Below are 12,753 nucleotides of genomic sequence, written 5' to 3' on the forward strand. Positions count from 1 at the left end.
CACTTCTATTTTAATATCATCCAGCATTCCAATATCCTATTTTTTCAGATCAGTAATACTTACGACTTCTAAATACTCACCTCGTTTTCTAGCAGGAATATCAAATTCGATTTGAGTTCCGCCGCCTTTGAGATATTTACCTGATTTCTCATCTACCTGGGGACCAACAGGTCCGATATAAGCAGGTAAAGGCTTAACTACTTTAAATTTCACAACTCGATCCAAATCACTTTTCCATACTTCTTTAACCGCAAGTTGATTCCTGACATATGATTTACTAGTGATTTCATCTTCAGTTCCAAAACCACCAATCCATTCGATATTTTGACCTGGCTCATATGCCATATTAAACACTCCCCCAGGCAATATTGTAACTGCAATAGGTATAAAACCAATAGGCCAAGGTGATTGATGTTTAATTAAGTTTTGATATGCAAATGCTGCCTGTTTGGAAGTTTTAAACTGACCTTTATGATCTTTTTGAAATTCATTCCAAGCATTCTCCTTACAACTCAGCCCAAATGGATCAACCCAATTAACGTGATTCGGCGCATATTGGTAGTGGTTGATACCGCCGACTAACCCGATTGGGTCTTGATGAATAAACCGTGCCTGCTCAGGACTGTAATACCTAAAGCGGTTGTAATGTAGGCCTGATTCGTCATCGAAATACTGACCTTGAAAGCGGATAGGGTTTACTATCGTATTTTCAAACTCATCATCTCTTGCAACCTTGATTTTAACAACAGTATCAAAGGCTTTTCCGAACACATCTAACTGATTACGCCATACAGTTTGCGCACTCGAGTCAGTCAGGCAAATCGGTGTACCAAGTTGATCGAGATGATAATAGTAAATCTTGCCTTGTTTAATGAGTGCTACGGGCTCAAAACTTTCTGGGCGATAGATGTACCAGCTGAACTCTCCTCGGGTACACTCACCAATTAACTGGTTATTATCCCAAATAAAATCAGTACGGCCTTGCTCGGTCACTTTTGCGCTGCGTCTACCTAATGCATCATATTCATATTGCGTCAGTTTGCCATTATCATTAATTTGGATTAACTGGTTTAAGCCATTAAAACTGCGCTGTTGTTTATTGCCCGTTCCAATTTGAGAGATTTGATTACCACTGGCATCATAACGATAATCCACTCCTGCCATACTCATTAGTCGGTCATTGTTAACAACCACATCTTGAATGGATTTATCAGGACGATTTTGTTCAGTGGTTAATACCTGAGCGTCATGTTGACGAATATGTTGAGTCGGGTTGCCAAATGCATCCCAATGATACTGTTCTTTGTGATGATGTTTTACAGCAATGGCGTTAGAGGCAATACTGCTTTTACTATTCGCGCTTAATGCTTTTGCTTCACTCTCTCGCGAATGGCTAACCAACTGGCTAATTTTATTGTATTCAAATTGGGTTAAATCGACATTTAAGTCATTCTCATCCTGCACGCCATTGCAATTTAATTGACTTTCAGATGCTTTAAGCTGGTGCTGATTATCATAATGATAGTGTCGATGTTCAAATAGCGGTGAACTTAACAAAGTTGTTGCTTCGCTCTCGCTTTCAATTTCACTTTCACTTTCACTTTCTGCAAACTTAGCGTGTTGCCACTGCTGTTCAATAAGCCTTGAATAAGCATCATATGTGTGGGTTGATTCGAGTTGATTACCTAACCTTGTGTGCTCTAATAAGCCAGCATCTGTATATTGATATTGAGCAATATCGATAGTTTGCTGATTATCGGTTAGTACAACACCAATATCCGCTAACAGGCCATTACGATTATATTGATAATTTACTTGGCTTCCATCAGGTAAGGTTAAGCCACTTCGATTACCTTTAGCATCGTACTGATAAGATAAGTGCCATGCACCTTGATTGACCTGAGTGACTCTACCCTTAGTGTCATATTTTTGCTCTAGCGTGCGATGCTGATTGTGCGCGCGAGTGATATTGCCAATGACATCATATTGGTAAAAATTTTGAGTGTTTAACGTAGCAGAATGAACATTAGCATCAAGTTTTACATGACTGCTTTGCTGAATAATACGACCTAGTGCATCACGCTTTAATTCAATAAAACGAATGTCACTGTCGTTTACTGCCACTAACTTATCATTGGCATCATATTGGTAAACTTGCTCGCGACCATCAAACCCGATTAATTTTTTTGGCTGTTCTGTCGGGGTGTATTCAATTCGATATTGAGCACCATCACTTCGCTCAATTTTGTTTAAATTACGCTCTTTATCATAGAAGAATTTAAGCCAGCTACCATCTGCAAAAGTTTGTTGACACGGTTGAGCTAATCCATCATAGCTAAGCAGCGTTTCAATATCGCTCTGATTTGCATTATTTAAATCAGATGCGTTTTCATCAACAACTGCTTCATCAGCCAATAATTTTTGACTAATTTTTCTACCTGCTTGATCAAACTGATATTGGGTGATAATTGCCTGTTCAGGCTTATCTTGAGGGTAAGCTTTTTCTTCAATTATTTGCCCATTGAGGTCGCGAATGTACTCAGTAACTAAACCTTGCGGGTTAATTGTTGCATTTACTCGTCCTAAGCGATCATGACTATAGCGAGTTAAAGCATCGCCAATTTGTGTTGCTAATAATTCGCCATCTCTATCCCAATGATATCGATGTATAACACCATCAAGCTCTGTTTTTTGAGTTACTTGTCCAAAATCATTGTATTGAAAATTCCGTTGACGACCATCAAAATGACTTTCAGATAAAATGCGACCTGTTGCATCAAACTGCTTTGTAAATGTTCGGCCAATGGGATCTTGCGTAAGAATACACTGACCTAAACGGTTGTATTCAAATTGTGTGACACCACCATCAGCATGAATAATGGCTTCAATTTGTCCTGAGGTATTGTATATGAATTGGGTTTGATTATTGTTTGCATCAATGGTCGCTATTTTGCGGCCAACACTGTCATATTGATGCCGTGTCACCGCACCATTAGCATTATGATGTTCAATCAGCAAACCTTGAGAATTATGAACGAATGTTTCTTTATTTCCGAGAGAATCAACACAACGACTTCGCATGCCATTTGGATGTGACTCATAAGAAAAATGGTAGTGATAGATCTCATTATCACCCCACTGCTCTATGCATTTAGCGTTTACGTCCTCAGCATCCCATAAAAAGTGGTGGCTAAACCCTGAAGCTCGAGTTCTGGCTTTTAATAAATAGGTTGTTTTGTGATTACTTCGGCTTGAAGCTTTAGCTCCCTGAGTTTGGCTAGGTTTATGATAGCTGTATCGTTCAACTAGACCATTCATGTCAGTTGCTGCAATTAAGGCTTGGTGGTCATCATATTGATAGCTTGCAAGGAGTTCAGGGTGTTGCTGCTTATTACCTTTCTCGTCAAGTATATAAGAAGCAACTTTTAGTAAGTTACCTTGGGCGTTATAACTAAGGAGAACACCGCGTTTAGGCCCTGTGGTTATTTGATTAAGCTTGCCTTGCTTATCATAGTACAGCTGAAAATATTGGCCTTGGTGATTACTAATCGTTTCTAGTAACCACACATCTTGATTGTCAATTTGACGCTTTTTAAACGCCCAATGACTGTCATCTGGTTTTAATAATACCTGTCGACCATCAGCTTGATGAACTAGCGACCAACCTGTCGTGCTTTGAATACTGGTTTGGCCGCGCTTAACTTCGTCAAAAACATGTACTCGGCCTTCTTCATCAGTGAGCTCAAACCAGTATTTACCAGGCTTTTTCGGCCCCACTTTGGGAGGAGCTTGATATAGGCGATTCAGTTGTAAGCTAAAGTTATGTCGCCAACCAAAACCAAGCCCAACATTGCGTTCAACTTTACTAGAGCGATATAAACGTCGCCAAGTTAACGGCATTAGGCCATTAATTTCAAAATCAGTTAACGGTAAAATTTCCTCGCCAGATAACATAGACACTGGATCACTGCGGCATTCTTGTTGATCAATTGGTACTTCAGTTGGAGTCGTATTCGCAATGGTGCCAGACTCAGTTGATTGAGCAGTCTGCTTACCTTTACTTGAAACAGGCGCTTTAGATTTACTTGAGCTGTTTCCGAGTGAGGCCGTTTCGGTAGAAGTTTGAATATTTGCTTTAGGCGTTTCAACATAAACACGTAAGAGATTACGTGAAATTGCTTCATTTAATTTAGTGACGATTTGTTTTCGATTTAACGAAGCATTCAAGCCCGCTTGCAATACTAATGCGCGCCCTTGCATTAAGGCATTTCTATCACGTACCAAATGAGGACTTATTTCATTGACCAACTGCTCAATTTCATTAGCTTGGCTAAAGGTTTGTAACTGGAAACCAGAAGGTGTTGATGCACTGCTGGGAACAACAACGATATGCCGATTGAAACCATTAAAATAAAAATTACTGACCGTCATTGGTACTAACGCCTTCTCTATCCATGAGACTAATGTTAAAAACAGCTAAATGCGTTGTCAGCCATACAGGCTGCATTTGATTCTGATTAGCCATTTGCTTCACCGCTGCAACCTAGCCACTCATACCTTAACAGGCCAAGATAACGTTCCTCAGAAACCTCTAACTGAACGCTTACTCCTGACAAAGCTTGTTCTTTATAGCGATTAAATACGTGTAATAAATTATATAATCCCGCTGCGGCACCAATATTCCCTGTGTAATAATTAGTTTGAGTAATTTGGGTATCTTGATCTATTTTTCCCGCTAGCTGCTCATAGGCATTAAGCCAGCTATCTTGGGTGGTTTGATTATCACCGGGGAAATATAATTGTTTTAGTAAACTTGATTCATCTTGCTCTGTAAGCTGAGTAAATAAACGCTTAATTGATTGTGTTAATTGAACCTGGGTAGCAGCGTCTTGAAATACATCAGTCACATGCAGCCCTAGTGATGTTTTTTCTGCTGTGGAAACTTGAACCTTAGTCATTATCGCGGCCTCAGAAGGCCTAATGCCTTCATCAATATCTGCATTAATCAATTGACCAGTTCGATAAAGTTCAGGCATATCAAAATACAAACTATCCACTGCGATAAAGACAATCGAGTCAACACGGCTTCCCATCGTCTTAGCCGCCTCAAACGCAATAGGTAAAGATGCACTTCCCATAGGGAAAATGCGCCCATTAGGGTGTTCAAAACAATGGGGAAAAGCTTGATGTAATGCGTTTACCCATTGAGTTAACATTTCAGGTGCTAAATTAGGCAACAACCAAAAAACAGGATTGTGCTGATATGGCGCCCATGCGCTGGCATCAGTTATAGGCAGCTTACTTAGCAGTTCGATAATGCGTGTTAATTTACATTTCGCACTTAGATCACTGCGCATACCTGAGACTAATTGAGTTCCGTTTGGTAATTGCAGATTGAAATTGAGCCCTTCTGTATAAGGTAAATTAATCAACTGCATTTGATTATCGCATTGACCTACGATTAACTCTGATTCGAGTACATTAATAATCATGAGGCCAACTTTATGGTCATTGACGAAGTTCGCACTTCACCGGTTAATCTAAGCTGATGTAATTTAGCCACCCTTTGATGAACAGGGCTCGATTTAAGCAATATTTTATCGACCGTTTCTAGGCTAACTTCCACGCCATTGAGTAGGCGAACTCCAGGTGTATCTGGCGCATATAATTGCCAGCGATTAAGTAACTTAGCGCTATAAAATTGCAGAAACTCAGCACGTCTTTGTGTGTTTTCTTCAAACTGTCTTTGGTAAGGAATTGACGAGTCAAGTCCAGGGCCTAAAAGCGTTCTTAAAGCATCAAAAGCAATTAATGTCTTAGCGGGGTGCTGCATTGCTTTTGCTAAAAATGGCACAAATTTACCAAAGCCTGAAAAACCCATAAGCTGAATCACTCTGTCACTGAGGTTTTCATCACGACTCATTAAATTGAAAATTTGAGTTAAAACCTGTTCATCAAGAGAGGTCACAAATATTTCAAACAAAGGGCTATGGCAATATTCATTTTCAACAAAACGGTTATATAGCGCTAATGGCTCAGAAATTTCTTCTAACAACATTTCTGCATATAGTGCATTCAGCGGCGTAAGATTTAGTGAGGCAATACCTGCAATACTTTTTAGTCGTTTACCTCGGTAGATACAAAACAAAATATATTGGTTAATTTGTTCAGGCGTTTTACCAACCATCGAGAACTGCAAACCTTCAACACCAAACTGGCAAGCCACTAGTGCTAAACTAGGGATGTATTTATTTAAATCTATTTGATTGTTATTTAATAATAATTCAAATACTTTTGCTTGGTCGTGGGTTCTTTGTTTGAGATGAATTTGCAACAGTAGTTGCAAAACAACTAACTGATTTTCCGTACTGAAATACACATCATTTTCAAACGCTGTCACTATTTCAACGACGCTATTAGCACAGAGAAATGCTTCGCTATTATGTTCTTCGTGAGCTTGCTGCTGGATCATATTGAGTGTGACTAATAAAGATCGGGTGTTATCTTCAACATTTTTAGGGGCACACTGAAACGACGACATTAATATTTGTCGTTGTGCTAAGAGAAGTTCAAAATTCTCAATCAAGTTCATTCAACGCAATCCTTGCTCATACTATCCAATCATTACAGTAGGGTTTCCTACTACAATCTTACCTCCATGGGCAGTACTGTCTCCGAGTCTCGCTGCGGGTTTTCCATTAATCAGTACCGAACTTGAACCTGCGTTGATTGTATCTGGTGGGCCAACACAAATTAACTTGTCACCTTTACGAGCAGCAGGCATAGAACCAATAAGCACGTTTCCTGAGCCCATAATGACAGGTCCGCCTACATGTGGGACAGGGCCTGGGTTAGTTTTTGGGCATACATGCATAGATGTCAGTGTAGCTGCGGGCATTCCCATAAAATCTTCCTTGAATTGTTAGTCTTACATTGGCGCTATCGGCAGGGTATTAATCACTTTCTAACGGTATAACGAGCAAGTCTTGTTGCATTAAGGCTACCGCTATTTCTTTGATTAATTTTATTTGCTCAGCCCTTCCTGATGCATACTCGTCATTCATCAAATAGTTGTAAATATGGCTAATTACATCCTGATGATTACGCCACATATGACGATTAGTTAAGAATTGTTCACCATAGGTTGTACTAGTTACATAGGTCTTATCAGGTATATCCAATAGTGGGTCTTGAGGTTTATCAACGGGTTTGCAAATCAAATACCGATAACCAAATTGGCAAATCAACTCGTGGCCACGACAAAACGCACCCGTTAATCCAACGCCAGGGTAACTTGAAATTTGCATTGTTAATTCAACTTAATTTGCGCTGCTTTCAACGCAATACTGGTACCGTTTACTTTCACATTAGTACCTTTAATTTGAATGTTGGTACCTTCTATTGAAATCGAGCCATCACTGCTCATTTTAATCGAGGCACTACCCGTTTTAATCACGACTTCTTTCCCTGCTTCGATATTAAGCGCTTTGCCCACTTTAAGCGTGTCGTTACTGCCAATATCATCGCTACGGTCTTTACCGACTTTAAGTGTATCGTTATTGACGACTTCAGTAGTTCTATCATTACCAATTTTGCCGCTGTCATTATTAACAATATCTAAAAATCTATCATTGCCTATAGTATCTTTCTGATCGTTCTTAACATTTAATTGATGGTCTTTTTCTGCTTGTAAAAATAGCAGCTCTTTACCTTTTTCATCATCAAAGCGTAATTCATTAAAATTATCTGCGCCGCCCTCTTTAGTGCTATGCGATTTAATCCCTGACTGCGTTTTTTTAGCCGGTAAAGCATAGGGTGGCATTAAATCCGCGTTATAAACTGCGCCACTGATTATTGGTTGATCAGGATCGCCATTAATAAACTCAACTAAGACTTCTTGACCTACTCTTGGGAAGAAGAAAGCGCCCCATTTATTACCAGCCCAACTTTGGGCAACACGGATCCAGCATGAACTTTTACTATTAAATTCACCATCTCTATCCCAATGAAATTGCACCTTAACTCGGCCAAATTTATCAATATGCTGTTCATCACCAGATTCTCCAGTAACGACTGCAGTTTGCACTCCATTGATAAGCGGTTTATTGATTTGAAGTGTTGGCCGATACGGAGTTGATTTAGGCACACATTCAAAATCATTTTGATAAACACCAATTGAAGCCGATTGACCAGCGCCAGATTGGTTAGGCTGTGTTGCAGATGTCCTTAGGGCTGTAATAAGAAAACTCTTACCTTTATAACTGCTGTTTTCGTGATCCTTAAAACTAAAAAATTTACCTACACTAAAGCTGCGGCAGTCGCCTTGACCACTGCATTTATTCATGTCTTTTTGTAATGCTTCTAATTGATTATTAGCAAATGGTTGAGCACGTTTATTTAACTCTGACTCGCCAAGGTAGTCGTAAACTTCAAGTGTACTTTGATCAGGTAAACTGGCATTGGCATGGCTGCCTGACGGATATAATTTGGGTTGTTCGTAATCATAACCCTTTTGCATAAAGCCGCCACTCACCATACTCATACCGCCTTGCCAGTGAGCAACGTGTGACTCTGCTAAATGACCAGAAAAACAACGTACTTTCTCTTCTGCACAAGGTTTATAAGCTGTAATATCATCGGCAAGTACTAAGGTATGTGCACTCACGCTGTGTTCAAAAAAGAAGAAAATACCTTCTTGCTGTAATAAACGGCATACAAAATCTAAATCAGATTCAAGGTACTGAACACAATATTCGTATTTAGGGTATGTGCGCGTGGTTTTATTTTGGAAGGCAACGTTATGTTGACCAAACAAGTCACTAATAATATCGATTACTGACATGTTTTGAAAAATTCTGCAGTTACTGCGCTTTTTCATCAATGCCATTCTAGGCACGATAACAGCTTGATAATCAATATAATCTTGGGATATATCGGAAGCAGCAGTTCGCATGCCTGCTGATTCTAAGTGACTGACTACACCATGAAAATATCGAGCAGCTCCGTCACTTTCTGCGTTGCGTAAAGTGATGCAAACATTTTTGCCCACAAGGCTATCTAAACTAATTTGTGTCCCAACGGTAAACATGGACACATTGATAGAAAATAACTGAGAAATGGCTTCTGTGGCAGTAAGATGCGTTAGGTATAGCGTGTCTTTACCTAATGGGGTGCTGATACTGATTATATTATTTTTTGAGTCGCCTTTAGCATTCCTTGCCTCAGTCATTAAGAATTAAGATCTTGAGGAAACTGACGTTCCCTCAAGATTAAGATCGCAAATGGATTACATTTGTTGACCTTTAACACCGCTGTAGCCGTAACGTAGCGCTGCAGTAATGTTGTTTTTATCATCAGTAGGCGTTACTGCCATCATCATTTCAGTGTAACTGATAGTGATAGTTTCTACTGGACGATCGCCATGAACTGAAACACTGTAGCTAGAGATCATTGCATCAGTTAATTCGATTTGCATGATTTCTTCAATTTTGTCACCTTGCTTGGTCACATGGAAAATAGCTTTTTTACCTTTACCGATAGTTGCTTCTTTGAAAAGATCAGTAGAAGCATTATCTTGTAATTTAGTGATAGTTACATCACCTAAACGTGTAGAGCTCGCTTCACGGTCTTTTGCAGTACCAGTAAAAGAAGTAATTTCACGGCTAACATTCCAGTCTACTGATAACACAGTAATCATGTCTTTGAATTCTTCAGCAGTAGTTTCGCCTTTAATACCTTCATAATCTAAATACGTGTTCGCTTGCATTATTAATGCTCCTTTTGCGTGATTGTCATCCATTAATGGACAGTTTTATATAAGTTTAATAACAAACTTAATATTTCAATTTATTAAAAATGCACTTACTAACAAATAACACCCAAAAGTATTATTCATTGATAAAAGTAGATATATATTTTTAAAGCCAAAAGATTATAACAAAGGTTTTCTTTAAATCAATCGACCTTACAAAACAAGAGTTAATAATTTACAAAAATAATTAAAAGATATTAATTCAGACACTTATAAGAACCTACCACAATAAAGATTTATATAAACCCTTATCATTTGTTATTATTAACACTGGCTAACTAATACCTAATAATTATATTTTGTAAGTCATCTCTTACTTTAAAAAAATTAAATTTATACTTTATAGGTAAATTCTTCCTTGCTTACATTAACTTTGACATTATTTATTTTTTTATTGGTCGCCATATTCTGTAATATTTGTACTGAGAGTTCAGGTAACATTGAGTTTTGTAAAATATTGTGAACATTTCTGGCTCCAGAACCTGCATCTTGGCACATCGAAACGATCTTACTTACAACGTCATCGGTAAAACTAAATTTCGCCTGATAATGACCCGCAAGGCGATGACCAACTCTCGCTAACTGTAATTTAGTAATTTCACTCAACATGTCTTGAGTTAATGGAATATATGGAACCACATTGGTTCGTCCTAAAAATGCGGGTTTAAAGTAAGTCAGCAAGTCATCTTGTAAAGCCTTTCTTAAACCATTGATTGAAGGCGCCGTTTGCTCATCTTCAAATAAAGACATAGTTGTATCTGTCCCAGCATTAGAAGTCATGATGATAATTGTATTTTTAAAATCAATATCTCGCCCTTCACCATCTTTAATCATGCCTTTATCGAATACTTGATAGAAAATATCCTGTACTCCAGGGTGCGCTTTTTCCATTTCATCCAATAAAATAACGCTATAAGGCTTACGACGAACAGCCTCTGTTAGCACGCCACCTTCGCCATAACCCACATAACCAGGAGGTGAACCTAATAGTAAAGAAACTTTATGTTCTTCTTTAAATTCAGACATGTTGATCACAGTCACGTTATCTTCACTACCATAAACATGCTCTGCCAAAGTTAATGCCGTTTCTGTTTTACCTACACCACTTGGGCCCGTCAATAAGAACACCCCTATTGGGCGTTTCTCATCACCTAACTGCGCTCGCGACGTTTGCACTGTCTTCGCAATCAAGTCCAAGGCATGATCCTGACCAATAACTCGTTTAGCCATAATGTCCTTTAGATTGAGCACATTGGTAATTTCATCATCCTGCATTTTACCAGCAGGGATCCCGGTCCAGTCTGAAATCACTTCTGCAACCAGTTGCTCATCAACTTGCCAATGCACCATAGGTTGTTTATTGCTTGCTAATTGTTGTTTTAGCGTCGTGAGTTCGGCAACTAACTGATCAGAATCTTCCTCTCCCTCTTGGATTTTGGTCACTAATTCTGCAATGGTTTCCACTGTTTTAAGTTCGGTTTCCCATTGCTTCATTAAAGGCTTGAGTGCTTTCTCTAACGTTTTTTGCTCTTTATTTATCTCGCTAATGACTTTCTTATGATCGGTACCCGTTTTCTGCTCACGGGTTAAAATATCAATTTGCGTCTCAAGTTGCTGAATTTGTCTTTGTAATGATTCGACACTGCCTGGTGTTGAAGCCTGACTCATTGCAACGCGCGCACATGCCGTGTCTAACAAACTTACCGCCTTATCGGGTAGCTGCCTGCCGGTAATGTAACGATGTGATAAATTAACAGCTGCACAAAGCGCCTGATCTGACACCAAGATCTTATGGTGACTTTCCATAACAGGTAGCAAACCTCGCATCATTGCTATAGCCTGTTCTGGTTCAGGTTCTTCAATTTTAACCACCTGAAAACGTCGAGTTAACGCTGCATCTTTTTCAAAAACTTCTTATATTCAGCCCATGTTGTAGCAGCAATTGTACGAAGTTCACCACGAGCTAATGCTGGTTTTAAAAGATTTGCAGCATCATTTTGGCCTGCCTGCCCTCCACTACCAATCATGGTATGCGCTTCATCGATAAATAGAATGATGGGTTTAACCGAGTTTTTAACCTCGTTAATCAGTGCTTTTAAGCGATTTTCAAATTCACCTTTAACACCCGCTCCGGCCTGTAGCAGGGCTAAATCCAAAGTATGAATACGGACATTTTGTAACGCTAATGGCACTTCTTTTTGGGCTATTTTTAACGCTAACCCTTCAACTACCGCTGTCTTACCCACACCTGCTTCACCAGTTAAAATAGGGTTATTTTGGCGACGACGGGTTAAAATATCGATCATCTGACGAATTTCGTTATCTCTACCTAGAATAGGATCAATTTTTCCTGCTTCAGCTTGCTGCGTTAAATTTTGGGTAAACTGATCTAAACTCGGCGTTTTACTGGGTGCATTTTCCATTGCCTGAGTCTCTTCAATATCACTACTTGATACTTTATGCTCAGTAGATTGTCTCTCAAGTTGTGGCCATGCATGCTTTAATTGCGCTGAATCGATTTTGAACAGCTGTTTCGCTGAACGAGAAACTAACGAGTTTAACGAGTCATCGGTCAATAATGTGAAAATCAAATAAGCGGTTCTGATTTCATTATCATTAAATTCAATACTGGTATTTAACCAAGTTTGTCTCAGTAGACTAACAATATGCGGCGATAAACTTGGCGCTGCGCTATTACCTGTTTTAAATTTCTCAAGGCCTTGCCTTACTTCATGAATTAATTGGTCTTTTTGGATTGAAAAACTGGCCATAATGATATCTAAATCACCTGACTCAGCCTCTAACAGCGCAAGTAACCAATGTTCAATTTCTACCGTAAATTGACTTCGGCTGTGACACACACTGGCCGCAGACTCTAAAGACTGGCGACATGTTAGATTAAGTTTCCCTACTAAGTTACTTAAAGTCATCGCTGACATATT

Annotated in this window: 7 protein-coding genes and 1 pseudogene; all 8 read right to left on the bottom strand. The window is 39.1% G+C overall.

Annotation, left to right across the window (positions count from 1 at the left end; all coding sequences use genetic code 11):
* Window positions 1-36: 36 nt before the first annotated feature.
* A complete protein-coding gene (locus ACGEDC_RS20835; RefSeq protein ID WP_394495541.1) occupies window positions 37-4,431 on the bottom strand; it encodes an RHS repeat-associated core domain-containing protein in 4,395 nt (1,464 codons plus the stop codon).
* Window positions 4,432-4,517: 86 nt separating this feature from the next.
* Window positions 4,518-5,492 (bottom strand): hypothetical protein, encoded by a 975-nt coding sequence (locus ACGEDC_RS20840; RefSeq protein WP_394495543.1) that lies wholly within the window; start codon window positions 5,490-5,492, stop codon window positions 4,518-4,520.
* On the bottom strand, window positions 5,489-6,592 hold the full coding sequence (locus tag ACGEDC_RS20845) for a hypothetical protein (RefSeq protein ID WP_394495545.1): 1,104 nt from the start codon (window positions 6,590-6,592) through the stop codon (window positions 5,489-5,491). The genes ACGEDC_RS20840 and ACGEDC_RS20845 overlap by 4 nt, the downstream gene beginning before the upstream one ends.
* 21 nt (window positions 6,593-6,613) lie before the next feature.
* Window positions 6,614-6,904 carry a PAAR domain-containing protein gene (locus ACGEDC_RS20850; protein ID WP_055023369.1) on the bottom strand — a complete coding sequence of 97 codons (291 nt, stop codon included), beginning with the start codon at window positions 6,902-6,904 and terminating at the stop codon, window positions 6,614-6,616.
* Window positions 6,905-6,953: 49 nt separating this feature from the next.
* Entirely contained in the window at window positions 6,954-7,307 is a 354-nt protein-coding gene (locus ACGEDC_RS20855; RefSeq protein WP_192022870.1) for a hypothetical protein, read from the bottom strand.
* 2 nt (window positions 7,308-7,309) lie between these two features.
* The gene (locus ACGEDC_RS20860) at window positions 7,310-9,229 is read right to left on the bottom strand and encodes a type VI secretion system Vgr family protein (protein ID WP_394495548.1); all 1,920 of its coding nucleotides are present in this window, start codon (window positions 9,227-9,229) and stop codon (window positions 7,310-7,312) included.
* Window positions 9,230-9,286: 57 nt separating this feature from the next.
* Window positions 9,287-9,766 (bottom strand): Hcp family type VI secretion system effector, encoded by a 480-nt coding sequence (locus tag ACGEDC_RS20865; RefSeq protein WP_055023372.1) that lies wholly within the window; start codon window positions 9,764-9,766, stop codon window positions 9,287-9,289.
* 378 nt (window positions 9,767-10,144) lie between these two features.
* Window positions 10,145-12,750, bottom strand: a pseudogene (gene tssH, locus ACGEDC_RS20870) (type VI secretion system ATPase TssH).
* Window positions 12,751-12,753 lie beyond the last annotated feature (3 nt).

Source organism: Shewanella sp. ENK2 (genome assembly GCF_043568515.1).
GTDB classification, from domain to species: Bacteria; Pseudomonadota; Gammaproteobacteria; order Enterobacterales; family Shewanellaceae; genus Shewanella; species Shewanella japonica.